Source organism: Bradyrhizobium sp. USDA 4472 (assembly GCF_054058595.1).
Genome location: NZ_JBSSAM010000001.1, coordinates 7,191,179 through 7,207,207, shown reverse-complemented (window position 1 = coordinate 7,207,207; position 16,029 = coordinate 7,191,179). Strand labels below are relative to the sequence as shown.

The 16,029-nt window shown below is 63.7% G+C and carries 15 protein-coding genes; all 15 read right to left on the bottom strand.

Features of this window, described 5'->3' with window-relative positions; translation table 11 throughout:
* Window positions 1–10 precede the first annotated feature (10 nt).
* Window positions 11–1,078 (bottom strand): UDP-glucuronic acid decarboxylase family protein, encoded by a 1,068-nt coding sequence (locus ACVWZ4_RS34045; RefSeq protein WP_456702827.1) that lies wholly within the window; start codon window positions 1,076–1,078, stop codon window positions 11–13.
* Window positions 1,079–1,090: 12 nt separating this feature from the next.
* On the bottom strand, window positions 1,091–2,215 hold the full coding sequence (locus tag ACVWZ4_RS34040) for a CgeB family protein (RefSeq protein WP_456702828.1): 1,125 nt from the start codon (window positions 2,213–2,215) through the stop codon (window positions 1,091–1,093).
* Window positions 2,212–3,300 carry a CgeB family protein gene (locus tag ACVWZ4_RS34035; protein WP_456702829.1) on the bottom strand — a complete coding sequence of 363 codons (1,089 nt, stop codon included), beginning with the start codon at window positions 3,298–3,300 and terminating at the stop codon, window positions 2,212–2,214. Before ACVWZ4_RS34035 ends, ACVWZ4_RS34040 begins: the two co-directional genes overlap by 4 nt.
* Window positions 3,297–4,427 (bottom strand): CgeB family protein, encoded by a 1,131-nt coding sequence (locus tag ACVWZ4_RS34030; protein WP_456742090.1) that lies wholly within the window; start codon window positions 4,425–4,427, stop codon window positions 3,297–3,299. The genes ACVWZ4_RS34035 and ACVWZ4_RS34030 overlap by 4 nt, the downstream gene beginning before the upstream one ends.
* Window positions 4,424–5,536 carry a glycosyltransferase family 4 protein gene (locus ACVWZ4_RS34025; RefSeq protein WP_456702831.1) on the bottom strand — a complete coding sequence of 371 codons (1,113 nt, stop codon included), beginning with the start codon at window positions 5,534–5,536 and terminating at the stop codon, window positions 4,424–4,426. Before ACVWZ4_RS34025 ends, ACVWZ4_RS34030 begins: the two co-directional genes overlap by 4 nt.
* Window positions 5,533–6,819: a TIGR04295 family B12-binding domain-containing radical SAM protein gene (locus tag ACVWZ4_RS34020; protein ID WP_456742089.1), complete on the bottom strand. Its 1,287-nt coding sequence runs from the start codon at window positions 6,817–6,819 to the stop codon at window positions 5,533–5,535. Before ACVWZ4_RS34020 ends, ACVWZ4_RS34025 begins: the two co-directional genes overlap by 4 nt.
* On the bottom strand, window positions 6,816–7,883 hold the full coding sequence (locus ACVWZ4_RS34015; RefSeq protein WP_456734684.1) for an NAD-dependent epimerase/dehydratase family protein: 1,068 nt from the start codon (window positions 7,881–7,883) through the stop codon (window positions 6,816–6,818). Before ACVWZ4_RS34015 ends, ACVWZ4_RS34020 begins: the two co-directional genes overlap by 4 nt.
* Window positions 7,880–8,992 carry an NAD-dependent epimerase/dehydratase family protein gene (locus ACVWZ4_RS34010; protein WP_456790459.1) on the bottom strand — a complete coding sequence of 371 codons (1,113 nt, stop codon included), beginning with the start codon at window positions 8,990–8,992 and terminating at the stop codon, window positions 7,880–7,882. Before ACVWZ4_RS34010 ends, ACVWZ4_RS34015 begins: the two co-directional genes overlap by 4 nt.
* Window positions 8,993–9,201: 209 nt before the next feature.
* Window positions 9,202–10,407: a phosphopentomutase gene (locus ACVWZ4_RS34005; protein WP_456742087.1), complete on the bottom strand. Its 1,206-nt coding sequence runs from the start codon at window positions 10,405–10,407 to the stop codon at window positions 9,202–9,204.
* Entirely contained in the window at window positions 10,395–11,348 is a 954-nt protein-coding gene (locus tag ACVWZ4_RS34000; protein ID WP_456734687.1) for a beta-xylosidase, read from the bottom strand. Before ACVWZ4_RS34000 ends, ACVWZ4_RS34005 begins: the two co-directional genes overlap by 13 nt.
* On the bottom strand, window positions 11,345–12,112 hold the full coding sequence (locus ACVWZ4_RS33995; protein ID WP_456734688.1) for a TIGR04290 family methyltransferase: 768 nt from the start codon (window positions 12,110–12,112) through the stop codon (window positions 11,345–11,347). Before ACVWZ4_RS33995 ends, ACVWZ4_RS34000 begins: the two co-directional genes overlap by 4 nt.
* Window positions 12,109–12,918 (bottom strand): sugar phosphate nucleotidyltransferase, encoded by an 810-nt coding sequence (locus ACVWZ4_RS33990; RefSeq protein WP_456742086.1) that lies wholly within the window; start codon window positions 12,916–12,918, stop codon window positions 12,109–12,111. Before ACVWZ4_RS33990 ends, ACVWZ4_RS33995 begins: the two co-directional genes overlap by 4 nt.
* 2 nt (window positions 12,919–12,920) lie before the next feature.
* Window positions 12,921–14,024, bottom strand: coding sequence for a CgeB family protein (locus ACVWZ4_RS33985; RefSeq protein WP_456742085.1), 1,104 nt, complete (start codon window positions 14,022–14,024; stop codon window positions 12,921–12,923).
* Window positions 14,021–14,617, bottom strand: a complete 597-nt coding sequence (locus ACVWZ4_RS33980; RefSeq protein ID WP_456742084.1) for a histidine phosphatase family protein — start codon at window positions 14,615–14,617, stop codon at window positions 14,021–14,023. The genes ACVWZ4_RS33985 and ACVWZ4_RS33980 overlap by 4 nt, the downstream gene beginning before the upstream one ends.
* Window positions 14,617–15,717, bottom strand: a complete 1,101-nt coding sequence (locus ACVWZ4_RS33975; protein WP_456742083.1) for an inositol-3-phosphate synthase — start codon at window positions 15,715–15,717, stop codon at window positions 14,617–14,619. Before ACVWZ4_RS33975 ends, ACVWZ4_RS33980 begins: the two co-directional genes overlap by 1 nt.
* Window positions 15,718–16,029 lie beyond the last annotated feature (312 nt).

Here is a 16,029-nt window from a genome sequence, read left to right as displayed (position 1 = left end):
CGCCAGACGTTCATCGCGCCGGATCGGCAATCCTCAGCTGGCTGCGTGTCGCGCGTCCTGTGCGCCGTGGTGCAATGGCCGGTACCAAGGTCGGGGCATCCCCGGCTATCCGCAGCGCGAAATAGGCGATCGTTGCCTGAAGCCCGTCTTTCAGTTCGACGCGCGGGCGCCAGCCCAACGTCTGCGCCGCGGTGTCGATCATGGGCTTGCGCCGCTTGGGATCGTCCTTCGGCAACGCCTCAAAGCGGAGCGACGAGGCCGATTCCGTGTAGGTGAGCACCTCACGTGCGATCGCCTCGATGGTGACTTCGTGCGGATTGCCGAGATTGCAGGGGCCGGTCACCGAGGCGGGACTTTGCATCAGAAGCTGGAGCCCTCGCACGAGATCGTCGACGAAGCAGAAGCTCCGTGTCTGGGTACCTGCACCGTAGATGGTGATCGGCTCGCCGCGCAGAGCCTGCACGATGAAATTGGAGACGACGCGGCCGTCATTCTCCAGCATGCGCGGACCATAGGTGTTGAAGATGCGCGCGACCTTGATCTCGGTCCGATACATGCGATGGTAGTCGAACATCAGCGTCTCGGCGGCGCGCTTGCCCTCGTCATAGCAGGCGCGTGGACCGATCGGGTTGACGTTGCCGAGATAGGATTCCGGCTGTGGATGAATCTCCGGATCGCCGTAGACTTCACTCGTCGAGGCCTGAAGCACCCGCGCCCCCTTTCGCCGCGCGAGCTCGAGCATGTTGATCGTGCCGAGCACGCATGTCTTCATCGTCCCGACCGGGTCCGTCTGGTAATGCCGTGGCGAGGCAGGGCAGGCCAGACTGTAGATACTGTCGATATCGTCGTCGATCTCGACTTGGTCGCGCACGTCGTGCTCGACGAAGCGGAAGTTCGGGTGGTTGAGCAGTGGCCGGACATTATCGATCGTGCCCGTGGACAGATTGTCGAGGCAGATCACCATGTTTCCGCGTTGCAGAAGTGCGTCGCAGAGGTGGGATCCGATGAAGCCGGCGCCGCCTGCGATCAGAACGACCGGAGGGCGTCGGGCTGCATGGATGCGGGTCTGGAGTGTCATGAAGCTGCTCCTTCAGAGTTCGGCGACCTGCGCGGGCTGGCTCGCGGGAAGCCGCGCCGACTTGCGGCGACGCCGCGCGCTCGCTTCACTGTAGTAAGCTTCCAATTGGCGGGCGCGGTGGTTGGAGGTGTGGTCGGCGAGGACGCGGCGCCGCGCATTCTCCGCGATGTCTCGGCGACGCTCCTCAGGCATGTCGCGCAGGATCTCGACGACGTCGCGCGGGGTCGACGCCAGCAGGATCTCCCGCGATGGCTCGAAGATTGTCTCGAGGCCCGGCCACCGGTCGGAAATCACGGGCGTGCCGCAGGCCGCCGCTTCGAACAGGCGAACGCTAGGCGAGAAGCCCAGTGCGCGCATGTCAGCGCGGGTCGCGTTGAGGGCGAACCGCTGCTCCGCGTAAAATGCTGGGTGCCGGTTTGGCGGGAGGTGCTCGATCCGCGTCACGTTGTCGGGCCAGGCGATATGGGCGGGATACTGCGCGCCTGCGACGGCGAACTGCTCCGAGGACAGTGTCCGCGCCGGGAGCAGCATCAATTGATCGAGCACCGGTTGCCGGTCCTCGCTATAGGTCCCGAGATAGCCGAGGGCCCATTTCGTCTGCGCATGCTGCGGTTTGTAGGTATCGGTGTCGGCGCTGCAATAAAGAACCCGGGCCAACGGGCTGCCATAGCGCTCCTCGATCATGTCAGGCACCGGGCCGCCGGCAAAGGACAAATAGAGGTCGAAACGCGGGATCATCGCTGCGGACAGATAGTCGAGACCCTGGTCGATCCTCGCCAGCGTCACCGGCGTGTCGATGTCGTAGAATGCGGTGATCCCCCGCGCCTGGCGCGTGATCCATTCGGAGATCGCGATCCCATCGGGCACATAGGACCCGATGATGACAAGGTCGGCGCTCCGAATGAGCTGGCCGAAGCGGCGAGGGACATCCTTCAGCGATTGATAGATCTCGACAGTCCACGAGTCCGGCTTGGTGAGATCGCGGTGCTCGCGATACCAGGCGACGTCGCGCTCGAGGAACGTCACGTGGTGGCCTCGCCGTGCGAGGGCTTCGATCAGGGCACGATAGGTCGTGGCATGACCATTGCCCCATGACGATGTGACCGAAAGACCGACGACGACGATGCTGAGATTCATTCTGCTGCCTCGATACGCGAGCTGCTTCCGACAAAGAGGTGGTTGAACTGGCGGGCGCGGTGCCGGTAGGTGTGCTGGGTCAAGATGCGTGCGCGGGCGCGGCTCGCGATCGCGGCGGCACGGTCTATGCTGAGGGCGCCGAGATGGCCGGCAACCTCGGCTCCGCTGGCAGCGACCAGCACTTCACGATCCGGCTCGAGGAAATGGTCGATACCGTCCCATTGGTCGGTGATCAGGCAGGCGCCCGCGCCGATCGCCTCAAACACCCGCGTCGGCGGCGAGAAGCCGTAGCGGGCCATGCTATCCCGGTTGACGTTGAGCGTCGCAAGCCCGGAGCCGAAGAACGCGTTGTGCGCGCCGGTGCCGACATGACCGACCTTGCGGATGTTGCCCGCCGTATTCTTGGTCTCCCAACCAGAGCCGCCAAGAACGAAGGACTTGTCCGGCAGCTCATGTGCGACGTCCAGAAAAAAGTGCTCCACGCGCTGTTCCCGGTCTGGCAGGCGATTGGCCAGCAGACTGAGATCGCAGTTGAAGTCGGCTCTGGGCGGCGACGGAAAATGCGTTTGGGGGTCCAGGGCGTTGTAGATCGGAACGCAATCTCGCGCGCCCATGGCGCGGTAAGTCGAGACGACCCCATCGCCGCCGCCGTAGGTCAGGACCATATCGTAGGAGGGAATTGCGGCCCGCAGGTGGTGCTCGGGGTCGCTTGCCATAGCTTCGAGCGTGGCGGGCGCATCGACATCCCAATAGATCCGCATGGTTCGGGAGGGCAGGGTCGCGACCGCCGCCTCCAGCTCCCGATCGAAGACCCCGACGCCACTCGCCTTGATCAGCATGTCCGCGGAGCACGCCGCGGCATCGAGTGAGCTCCGCCAACCGTCCGCCGTCGCGGGGTAGACCACGACCCTGGCCCAATCGGGATCGGCGATGTCGCGATGGGCCTGCCGCTCGAAAGCGTCGGGCTCGAAGAAGGTGATGTCGTGGCCGAGCGCGGCGATCTGCTTGAGCATGCCGCGATAATAGGTGGCGGCACCGTTCCAATAGGACGAGACGAGGCTGGATCCGAAGAAGCAGATCTTCATGCGGAGGCTCCGATGTATCGCTGGTGCTGTGACGAGCCGTTCGAGGTGCGAATGGCCTCTACGATGCCCACCAGTTGTTGAGCACGATGACGACAGGTATGGCGCTCCCGGATCGTTCGCAGCCCGGTCTCAACCATGGCGGCTGACATATCGCTATCGTCGAGCACGGCGCGCAACGCGCAACTCATCTCCGCGCGATTGGCGGCCTTGAGATAAGCGCCGTCCGGAAACAGGCCTTCCGCGTCGGACCAGGGTGCCGAGACCAGGGGAATGCCGCAGGCGAGTGCTTCGAACACGCGGATGGTGGGAATGCCGGGAAGCGATCGCACATAAGGGCCGCGGGGAACGTGCACGGTTGCGCGGGCGCCGGCGAACGCGACCGGCGCCCAGTGCGCCGGCAGCCAGCCGCCATAGCGAATCCCTGCAGCCTCGATGGTCCGGAGCGCATCGTGCGAGTAGCGAACGCCGTAGACGCTCGCGCGCAGATTCAATTCGGCGACGGGCTCGACCAGAAATTCGCTGAGTTCGGCGCTGCGTTCGCCGTCGCCCCAATTACCGATCCAGACCAGATCCTCGGTCGGTTCGATTCTCGGCAGCGGATGATACAACGCGACGTCGGCGGCCTCGTGCCAGGTATAGGCCCGGTCAGCCCAGCCAAGCTTGGCATAGATCAGGCGAAGCACCTCTCCGAACGCCAGCACGCCGTCAAAGTCGTCAAGCTCGAACAGTGCAAGCTCGTCCGGCGCGGTGACCGCGCGATGATGAGTATCGTGGAACAGCAATGTGAATGAACCGCCGTGCGCGCGGTTGTACCCGATCTGCTTGATCACATCAGGCGAGTTCCATTCATGCACGACGACAAGATCGGCGCCATCCAGCGCTTCATCGAAATCGAGCGAGGCGTCATAGCGGCGAATGGAGATGCCAGGGAAGAGCTGGGCCGTGTCCTGGAGGGCCTGACTGCCGCTCTCGCGGATGGCATTCAACCGGCTCCAGCCATCGACGGGCTCGAACACGACGACCTCGTGGCCAAGCCCATGCAGCTCGCGGGCATAGCCGCGCAGGAAATGCGCGTTGCCGTTGTTCCAGCAAGAGGTGAATGCGTGGTAGAACAGGACGCATTTCATGCGCGCACCTCGATCTGGCCGGCTTGGGACGACGTGCGGTCGGAGGCGAGCAGCCCTTCGTACAGCTTCAGATAGGCGCTGGTCGTGCGCGCCAGCGAATAGGTCAGGGAATGTTCATAGGCGGCGCGTTGCAGGCGCGTCCTTTCGAGATCGTCGGCGCAGAGATCGGCGAGAGTTCGGTGCAGCGCCTGGCTATCGTCGGGATCGAAGAGCATCGCGGCCCCGCTCCACAGCTCCCGGAACGTCGAGATGTCCGACAGCACCAGCGCGCAGCCCGCGGCGGCCGCCTCCAGCACCGAAAGGCCGAATGGCTCGTAGAGGGCGGGGCTCACAAAGATCGCTGCGTGCTGGAGATGTCCGCGCAAGGCGTTATGCGGCAATTGCCCAAGCCAGGTGACGCCCGTCGCCGGATCCGCACCGGCGGGGCCCGCGACCTGAACCGGCCAATCCAGTCCCGGTGACGCCGCCGCCAGGACTCCGATATTCTTGGCACGATCCCAGAGCCGGCCGGCCGCGAAGATCAGCTCCCGTTTCCGACTTGGAAAGTTCCCGGCAGCAATGCCATTCCAGATCACCGCGCCGGGTGAGCGGGGGCGATAGATCTCCACGATGTCGTCATGGAAGGACTGGCTCGGGCAAATCCAGGCCTGCGTGCTGTTGAGTGCAGCAGCGACGCGTTCTGTATAACGCGTCCATCGCGGCTCGCCGAGCCAGCCCGTATCGCGACAGGCGCGTGCCCAGGAGTTGACGCAGGAATGCGCCACGAGAACCGTCGGAGCGCGCCACGCGAGGGTCGCCTCCCGGAAACTGTTGAGATGGACGATGTCAGGCTGGACTCGCGCTTCCAGCCTGGCGAGGACGCGCTCGGCGTTGGCGAAGTCGTGGCCTTCAGGGTCCTGCCATTCCAGGGTAAGGTCCGTATCCACGAGGCGCACGCCCGCGCCGCGCAGCATCTCACGTTGGTCGGCGCGTGCCGAAGGCCCGATTGTCACCAGAGTGACGTCGGCTCCCGACGCGACGAGGCGTGCGGCAAGACCGCACGAATAAGTCCACACGCCTCCGACCGTATCGACCGTCATCAGGATCCGGATGTGTGACGCGCGGCTCATGACGGTACCGGGTGCTCGAGGGCGTCGAGCGGCATCGGCCGATCGTTCTGCACGTCGCTGAACTGATCGAACATCCCGAGATAATGTCGGTGCGCGCGCTCCCACGCGAAATCGTCGGCCTCGCCCCAGAGCTTCCGGTAATCCGGTGAGCCGGGGTAGGGATAGAGCGGAACAGGATCGTTCGCCCAGATGCCGGCGTCCTGCATCTTGCTCCGCCAGCGCTGCACGACGGGGTCGTCGTCCTCGGGCACCTCGATCAGATTGGCCTGCACGAAGGGAACGTGACGGCGGGCTTCGACCAGCCGATCGGCGAGCTGGTCGGTGGTCATCTTGCAGTTCTTGGCGAGCGCGGCGCGGCCCTCGACGGTGAGGCTTTCGATCCCCGCCTCGATCGAGACGCAGCCGGCACGTCCGAGCAGCGCGAGCATTTCCGGCTTCCAGAGGTCGATGCGGGTCTGCACCCCGAACTTGAGGCTGCGCGTGCTCAGCCCTTCCAGGAGTTCGGGGTTCGGAAGGAAGATCTCATCGATGAAGTAGACATATTCGACGCCTTGTCCGCGCAGACGATCGATCTCGTCGAGAATGATGGAGGCCGGCCGTTTGCGATATGCATTGCGGAAATTCTCCTTGGCGCAGAACGTGCAGTTGTAGGGGCATCCCCGCGACGCCTCGATTTCCGCGCCGGGCCCCGCCGGCTCGGCCTCGAAGCGGTGATGGTGGTGATGATGGCGCCGGATCATCTCGCTGGGCCAGTCCAGAGCCGGCTGATCCCTGAAGTCGACGGCCTGCGGGCCTCCGTTGACCCGGACCGAGCGGCGATCCGCGAAACACAGGCCGGGAAAGTCCCGCTTGCCTTCTGCGAGCCGCAGCAGGGACGTTTCGCATTCTCCCATCACGATGATGTCGACGCCGAGCTTCTTGAGTGCTGCCCGCGGCGTCGTCGAGCCGTGCGGACCGACTGCGACCAGCGTTGGCGCAAGATCCCGCACTGCCGCGGCAAGCTCCTGCGGCACGCGCAGTTCCGGCGGTGCGCAGCGCCAGAACAGATAGGTTGGGGCGGTCGTGATCACGATCAGTTCGGGGCCGAACGCGCGCAATTGGGCCTCGATGTCGCGGAAGGACAGGTCGAACATGTGCGCATCGAGCAGCAGCGTGCGGTGCCCGGCCGCCTTCAGATAATGCTCAGAGATCCCGAGCTCGAGCGGAAGGTGAGGGGACCGGCAGCCGAAATAGATGCTGCCGCTGAAATCCCAGTTCGGATTGATCAGGGCGACGCGCGTCATGCGAGGGCCTCGCGGGTGCCGTGAGTTGCTCCAAAGCGACCATCGAGCCAGGCGTGGAGCGAGCGAAGGCCGTCGGCGATGGTTACCTGCGGTGCCCATCCGAGCGCGGTCGACAGCGCTCGGGTATCCGTGACGTACCAGGGCTGATCGCCAGGACGCCAATCAGAGAAGCGGTAGGTGACCTCGCGGCCCGTGAATTGGGTGATGTGGTCGATCAATTCCCGGAGGCTCACCGCGTTGGCTGGCCCGCCGCCGAGATTGAACACGCGTCCACGCGCGAGCGCGATCCTGTCGAGAACGGCAAGCCAAGCGGAGGCTGCGTCGGACACATGCAAGGCGTCGCGAACTTGATAACCGTCGCCATAGATCGTCAAGGGCTGGCCTCGGATGGCGCTCAGCAGGAAATGAGCGATCCAGCCCTGGTCCTCGGTGCCGAATTGCCGCGGCCCGTAGATGCAGCTCATGCGCATCACCACGGTCTGGAGCCCGTAGACCCGCGCATAGTCATGGACGTACTGATCGGCGGTCCCCTTGGAGCAGCCATAGGGGCTGTAGAAATCGAGCGGCGCGTGCTCCGAAACACCGTCCGCCAGCAGGTCGCTGGTGGGACTATAACGGCGGCCCGCGAGCGCGATCTGGCTGTCCTCGACCAGGCGGCCATAGACCTTGTTGGTGGACGCGAACACGACCGGCGCGGTGCAATTGTGCAGCCGGACTGCTTCGAGCACATTCAGCGTGCCGCGCGCGTTGATCTCGAAATCGGCTGCCGGGTCGCTCACGCTGTCAGTGACCGCGACCTGGGCAGCCAGATGCAGCACGGCGCGCGCCTCGCGTACGGCGTCGATCACCGGGATGGGCTCTCGAATGTCGGCCACCGTAATGGTGATGAGGTCGCCGTGCCTGGACTTCAACCATTGTGCGTTCTCACGCACGCCGGCGCGGGCGAGATTGTCCAGCACCAGAACGCGCTCACCGCGCTCCGCCAGCCGGTCGGCCAGATTGCAGCCGATGAAGCCGCAGCCGCCGGTGATCAGAACGGGTCTGTTGTCTCGCTCGCTCATCATGCAACCAATCCTCGTTGCAGCAATTCCCGGGTGGCTCGCTCGGCCTGGTCATCCGCAATCTGGCCTGCGAGATATTCCGCGAGCTCCTCGAGGCCATCCTTGAAGGCCACGTGAGCCTCGAAGCCGAGCAGGTCCCGCGATTTGCCGATATCTGCGAAGCAGTGCCTGATGTCACCGGCGCGGTATTTCCGCGTGATTTCGGGCGCGATATCGTTGCGTCCCATGACCTCGGCGAGATCCTCGGCGACCGACAGAATGCTTCGGCTGTGGCCTGAGCCGATGTTGAAGACGTCTTGCGCATGCTCTGCTTCCAGCGCAATGCGGCAGGCGCGCGCGACGTCATGCACGTGAACGAAATCGCGCCGTTGCTCGCCGTCCTCGAACACCAGCGGCGGACGTCCGTTGAGGAGCCGCGCCGCGAAGATGGCGAGCACGCCGGTGTAGGGATTTGACAGTGCCTGACGCGGCCCGAACACGTTGAAGAAGCGCAACGCCAAGGTCGGGATGCCGTAAGCCTTGCCTGTGATCAGGCACATGCGCTCCTGTGCAAACTTGTTCAGCGCGTAGACCGAGCTGAGCGACGGCGGCTTGTTCTCGGGAGTGGCCACGGGGGCGAGCGGGCGATCCATGGTGTCTCGCAACTCCCATTCCCCTCGGCGCAGCTGTTCGATCGACCGTTCGTCGCAGGCGACGAGAGTTTGATCAGGCCTGCGGTAGAGGCCTTCGCCGTAGATGCTCATGGAGGAGGCAACGACCAGCCGTTCGACGGGGCGCTTCGACAGCGCCTGGAGCAGCACGGCGGTGCCGAGCTCATTCGTACGCACGTAGGGCTCGATGTCGTACATGCTTTGCCCGACGCCGACGGCGGAAGCGAGATGCAGGACCATGTCGGCTCCGCGCAGGGCATGCGCCACGGCAGCGCCGTCCGTGACCTCACCAACGACGAGTTCGGCTTCGTCGGCGAGATAGGATGGACGCTGACGGTTACCGCCGTGCACCTGCGGCGACAGATTGTCGAGAAGACGGACCTCGTAGCCGGCGGCAAGCAGCACATCCGCCGCATGTGAGCCGATGAACCCCGCGCCCCCCGTGATCAATACTCGCGTCATTCACCGCTCCGTACAACCGTAAGACCGATCCGTTCGGGATCGATCGATGATGTGAGGTGATGCGCACTTGCTGGGTGGGTCGGACGACCCGCGCGCCGGTCACGTTGGAGTCAGAAGCGATGCAAGGAATGTTCGTTCCTCGAAAATGTACAAACGAATATTTCTCTAACCTGGATCAATAACCCAGGTGAATCGGCCGCTCTCGCGGGCTAGAAATGCGCGCCGTGCACCGGTTCGGGCAGCCCCAAGTGCTTTGCTGCGGTCGCGCCGATATCGGCAAAGCCGGCGCGACGTCCGATCGGAGAAGATGATTGCGTCGTCCAGGCCAGGATCGGAACCTGCTCGCGGGTGTGATCGGTACCGCTCCAGGTCGGGTCGCAGCCATGATCGGCGGTGATGATCAGCAGATCATCGCTTCGCAGGCAGGGCAATAATTCGGGAAGGCGTCGGTCGAAGGCTTCAAGTGCCGCGGCATAGCCGGCCACGTCGCGGCGATGACCATAGAGCGTGTCGAAGTCGATGAAATTGGCGAACAGAAACCCGCCATCCGCAAGGCTCGCGAACCCTTCGAGCGTACGATCGAACAGCGCCATGTTGCCATTGCCGCGCATGTTTCGGCCGGTCGCGCGATGGGCGAAGATATCGTCGATCTTGCCGATGGTCACGATGTCGCGGCCGGCACTTGCGGCGAGATCAAGAATGGTGGTTCCGGGCGGCGGCACGGAAAAATCGCGCCGATGCGCGGTCCGCGTGAAATCGCGCGCGCTCGTGCCGACGAATGGCCGGGCGATGACGCGGCCGATATTGAGGGGATCGATAAGACGCCTCGCGATCGCGCAGACATCGTAGAGACGCTGGAGCCCGAACGTATGCTCATGCGCGGCAATCTGAAACACGCTGTCGGCAGACGTGTAGCAGATTGGCATTCCCGTTCGCATGTGGGGCTCGCCGAGTCTGGCGATGATGTCGGTGCCGGAGGCGTGACAGTCTCCGAGGATGCCAGGCAATCCGGCTTGTTCGCAGAGAGCCCTGGTCAGATCTGTGGGAAAGCACGGGGTCGTTCGGGAGAAATAACCCCAGTCGAACGGGACAGGTACCCCGGCAATTTCCCAATGTCCCGAAGGCGTATCCTTGCCCTTTGATATTTCGCTGGCGCATCCGAATTGCCCTTGCTCGACTTGGCCACCCAATCCGGGTGGCACGCGTCCGCTGGCGAGCCGGCAGGCCTGGCCGAGGCCCAACGCGACGAGATTGGGAAGCCGGAGAGGGCCCTCCCGTGCAGCGCTGTCGCCGTCTCCGGCCGCGCAAGCGTCCGCGATGTGACCCACCGTGTCGGCGCCTTCGTCGCCGTAGCCGCCGGCATCCGGTGCGCCGCCGATGCCGACGGAGTCCATCACCAGGATCAGGGCACGCATGTAGGCTCTCTGATTGGAGGATCCGCCGTTACTGCGTCGGGCGAAAGACCGGTTCTCGTGCAGTAGCGGTCGACCATCGAGGCGCAGAAATCGGCGAATTCATTGGCATCCAGCGGCGGGCTGGTGTGATGCGGCTCGAGGCCCCGATGCTCCGGCGTGAAGCAGAAGGTCACAGTGACCTGAAATTCCGCCAAAGCCTCCATTTGGCGGTCGAACCAGCTGAGGGCATCGGGACGGAAGCTGTCGGCCCATGACAGGCCCGTCCTGAGGTGGGTCACACCGAGACGGCGCATCCAGCGGACGGCGTCGTCGAGGCGATGATCCTCAAAATGGAACCACTGGCACAGACCCATGGCAGGCGCATACGTGCCGAACCGTTCAGCGGCCGCCTTTGGTGTGCCGTCCTCGCGCAGCAGGCCCATGTGGAAATGCCGGTAATAGGATGAGCCTTCAGCTTCCTTGTGCCGCGTCGTTGCCTCCCAGGCGGAGGGAAGATCATAGAGGCTGTACCAGTGGACGCGGGGCGCGCGGCCGATCAGAAGTTCGGCGGTGCGCGACAGGCCCCAGGCCTGCACCTCCTCTGCGCCGAAGGAGGAGACCCCAACCTCGGTCACCCAGACGGGGAGGGTGGTGACTGCCTTGATTTCCTCGATCTTATCCGGCCATTCGCCGATCTGCCACAGGTTCCAGTCGAGCGGAAAGCCGTGCACGGCGACCGCATCGAAATGGCCGAGGACGCCGCGGGCCTGCATGTTGCGCATAAAGGAGGGATCGATCGGCGAGATGCCGCCGAGGACGATCGGCAATGCGGGGTGTGTGCTGCGGATCGCCTTTCCCGCGGCAATCGCCAGGTTTGCGAACATGGCCCAATCCGGATCGATCAGGAGGTCCCAATGCGACTTGTTGTTGGGTTCGTTCCAGATCTTGGCCGCTTCGATCATCGGCTTGTGCTCCGGGATGGATAGACAGGACCGTCGGCTTGCGGGCGCTCCGTTCGCTTGCAGAGGTAAACTTCGTCTTCCGGATGGGCGGTGATCGCAAAGCCGGCGCTGCGCAACATGGCCTCGACGCAGGCCCGGTTCGGCACCCACCAATTGGTGGGGTCATCGGCGTATTTGTGCTCGATGAAGTGCAGCCTGGGATAGCCGGTAGAATCGAACTGGTCGGTGGTCCAGAAATCGTAATTCCTGGCGATCGCGTCGACGCGACTGTCGCCGCGCTGCATCGACTGGAACAGCAGGAGGTCGTCGGCGACATGCTCGTGGATGAGATCCAGCGCCAGAAGTGGGTGGCGCAGGTGATAGAGCACGCCCATGAAGATCACGAGATCGAACTTTTCGCGGAGTTGTCCAACATCATAGGCCGACATCTTGCGAAATTCGATCCTGAGACCGTTCACTTCGGCGGCGAAGCGGGCCTGTGCCAGGTACTCCTCGTCGGTGTCGAGGCCAAGCACGCGCTCGGCCCCGCGCCGCTTCATCTCCATGGCGTAGAAGCCGGCGTTACAGCCGATATCGAGCACCGTCTTGCCTTCGAGGCGATCCGGAATGATTCCCGCGAAGCGTCGCCATTTCACGTTGGGATAGTCGCCAAGGAAGTGGGTGGGGGCAGTCGGCACACCATTGAGGTCGAGATTGTGAAACCACGGTCCGAGCGCGTCGATGCGCCTGCGGATCTCCTCACGCGTGAGCAGCGCTTCGGTCATGCAGTCGCTCCATTGTCCATTGCAAGGACCGGTCGAACTCCGTCGGACGAGGTGCCGGGCCGCAATCTCGACCGGCCGTCGGCGCGGGTACTCTCCGCAAGAAGAGCCATCGCTGTGCGATAGCCGTCGATGGTCCCGACATCGACATAGGACTCGCCGGCCTTGACCCCGATGCCGAGGCCTCCCGCCTCGAGATAGGCATTGACCAGAGTGCCGAAGTACTCGTCTCGACGATCTCGCGCGTTCCATAGCGTGTGCAGTTCGCGGAAGCCGTAGGCCGACATCCTGAAGGCCCCCCAGATCCAGCGCGATGCCGGGTTCGGCTGCTTCACCTGGATCTCCTGCACGCTGTCGCCTTCGAGTATCACGGCGTCGAAGAATTCCGGGCGCTCGACGGGGAACAGCAGGAATGACAGCTTGGCATCGGGCAGGGCCTGCAACGCGGCCTTGGGAAACCATACCGTGTCGGGCAGACCGACGACGACGTCCTCGTCGTGGCCGACAACGGTGCCGGCCCTGAAGACGGCATCGCACAGGCCCGACGCGTCGGGCTGGACGACGTAGGCGAGTTGGGCGCTGCCATAATGATCGCCGAAATACTCCAGGATGTCGGATTTTCCCGGCGAGATCACAATGCAGATCTTGTCCGCGCCGCCGAGAATGAGCCGCTCCAGCAGATATTCGGAAACAGCACAGGGGCGCTCAGTACCGTCGTCACGCCGGCTGCCGACGGGCAGAAGCTCCTTGGAGAAGGCCAGCGGCTGGATCCGGCTGCCGCGGCCCGCGGCCGGTACGATGCCCCACATGGTCAGGCCTCCTCGGCTTGCTGGCGATGTGCGCCGCTGGAAGCCGCCTGCTCAAGCAGGGACACCAACTCGCGCGCACGTTTGTCGGATGTGTGCTGATCCATTGTCCGCTCATACGCGCATCTGGCGATGGACTGGAGATCGGCGCTGGACATCGCCAATGCTGTCAATGCGTCCTGGGTGTCGCGGGCGATCAGGATCTCTCTGCCGGGGGTGAAGAACTCCTGTATGCCCGGCCAATCGTCGCTCATGAGCGGAACGCCGCAGGCGGCCGCCTCAAACAGACGGCCGGAGGGGCACCAGCCCATCGCCGCCATGGCTTTGCGCGTGACGTTGAGGGTCAATCGCGACGATGCAAAGAACGGCGCATGCTCCGGCGGCGGCAGGTGCCGCACGAAGTAGATGTTGGGTGACCATGGAAAATCGTCAGGGTATTGCGCGCCGCCGATCAGGAAGCGCAGGTCCTGCCGCGCCCGTGCCGGTTCGACGAACAGCGCTTCGAGTCCGTGCTGGCGGTCCTCGGAATAGGTGCCGAGATAGGACAGATCCGCGCGATAATGCGGCTGGGGCGGCACGGGGCGATGAATATCGCTATCGACGTGGCCGTACAGGGGGCGGATGTCGCGGGCACCGAGCCTGTTGCGGAATTCATGAGCGAGACAGGGGCCGCCGGTGAAGCTGAGGACGAGCGCAAAATCCTGCAAGCCGCGCTGGCCGATATAGGGAACAGATTCTCCCGCCTTCATCCGCGCCAGAGTGATCGGGGTGTCCAGATCATAGAAGACGGGAACGGCTCGTCCTTCGGACATGATCAGATCGGTCGCCGCGATCGCGTCAGGACAATATGACGTCACGATCGCCACATCGGCATCCCTCACATCGCTTCGGGCAGGAAATCGGGTTTCCTCCCAGCTCGAAAACAGCTGCAGCTGTCCGTCCGGCAGCTCAGTGAAGTCCCGGGCGCCGGCGTAATAAGGCACATCGCGCTCATAGAAGACCACGGTGTGGCCAAGACGCGTCAGATGCTTGCAGAGCCCGCGCCAGAGCGTTGCGTGCCCGTTGCCCCAGGAAGAGGAAATGGTCAGACCAAAAATGACGATCTTCACGCCGCCACCCGCTGATTGATCCCGGTGATCCTGAACCCACGTCCGTCCGCGCTGAGTGTACTGATGCTGGATGGATCGATCTCGATCGAGAGAAAGTCGTTGAGATCCCGGCGTGCGTAATGCAGCACAGCCGCACGGATCGGTTCTGCATGACTGACAGCGACGACGGTGCCCGCAGAATGATCGTTGCGAAGCTGTTCCAGATGACTGACAATGCGAGACTGGAGCGATCGCATTGTCTCACCGCCCGGTGGGCGGGTGCTGGCGCGGCGGCTGTTCCAGCGAATCCATCGCGAATCCCGACCGAGTTCCTCGAAAGTCCGGCCGGTCCATTCGCCATAGTCGAGCTCGTCGAGAGCGGGGACGATCTCGATCGGCAATCGGAAATGTGCGGCCAGAATGCAGGCCGATTGCAAGCAGCGCCGCCGCGGGCTCGACTGGATCACGGCCGGCCGAGGCCTGATCGTGATTGCACAGCGTGCCATCTCATCGCAGCCGACGTCGTCGAGCGCAACGCCGTTCATCCGGCCGCATAGTGTGCGGCCGAGCAAGGCGTGGTGCCCGTGGCGGACAAGGTGGATGATCCTGGTCATCAGGTGTACGCCTTGTCGTCGATGAAGGCGCGGGTTCGCCGTCCGGCCTCCTCGTCGGTGAACTGCTGCGGCGGCGATTTCATGAAATAGCTCGATGGACCGGTCAGGGCGCCGCCCTGGCCGCGGTCCATGGCGAGTTTTGCGCAACGGACCGCGTCGATCACGACGCCTGCCGAATTCGGTGAGTCCCACACCTCGAGCTTGACCTCCGCGCTCAAGGGAACGCCGCCGAACGTCGTGCCCTCCAGCCGGATGAAGGCGAGCTTGCGGTCGGTCAGCCAAGGGACGTGGTCGCTCGGTCCGACATGGATGTTATCGGGGTCGATCGGGACGTCGAATTGGCTGGTGACTGCCTGGGTCTTCGAGATTTTTTTCGACGACAGCCGCTCGCGTTCGAGCATGTTCTTGAAATCGGTGTTGCCGCCGACATTGAGCTGATAGGTCCGGTCGAGCCGCACGCCGCGATCGCGGAACAGATTGGCCAGCACGCGGTGCAGGATGGTGGCGCCGACCTGGCTCTTGATATCGTCGCCGACGATCGGAAGACCTGCATCTTCGAACCTCTTTCGCCAGTCCGGATTTGATGCGATGAAGACGGGAATACAATTGACGTACCCGCAGCCGGCTTCGATGGCGCGGGCGGCGTACCACTCGCTAGCGCGTTGTGAGCCGACGGGTAGGTAGGACACCAGCACGTCGGTTCGCGACATCGCCAAAACCTCAGAAACGTCGGCCTCCGGGAGGTCGGCGACGGGAATGTCATCTTTGAGGTAATGTCCAATGCCGTCCATGATCGGGCCGCGCTGGACGATCACGCCGGTCTGCTCGACGTCGCTGAAGCGATGCGTGTTGTTTGGCCTGGCAAAGATGGCATCGGCGACATCGCGCCCGACCTTGTTGGCATTGACGTCGAAGGCCGATGCGATCTGGATATCGCTGATGTGATACCCGCCGAGATCGACATTCATCAGGCCCGGCACTGGCTCGTTGGATTTGGCGTTCCGGTAATATGTGAGCCCCTGAATGAAGGAGCTTGCGCAATTGCCGACGCCGACGATGCCGACGCGCACGCGGCGCCTGTCCTGAAGACGGGAATGCATGGACCAAACCTCCGGGAAGACGCACGGCCTCGGTGTAAGTAGGTCGGCGAACGTGCCGGAAGGTATGTTCGTTCCTGTGCTGAAGCCGCCGCGCCCGGGCGCGGATCGATTCCGGGCAAAAAAATGCGGCTGCCTTAACCTGGGATAGAATCTGCGGTCGCATGGAGGGAACAAGATCATCCTCGATGAAGATGAAGAAGATGATGCAGCCACCCCTGGTGAGACAGTTCGTGCTGCGAAGAACAAATCAGCCCGGTCAGCGTTTCACCGCGAATGATCCTCTGCGATGACCGCAGCATTGCAGGGCGTGCA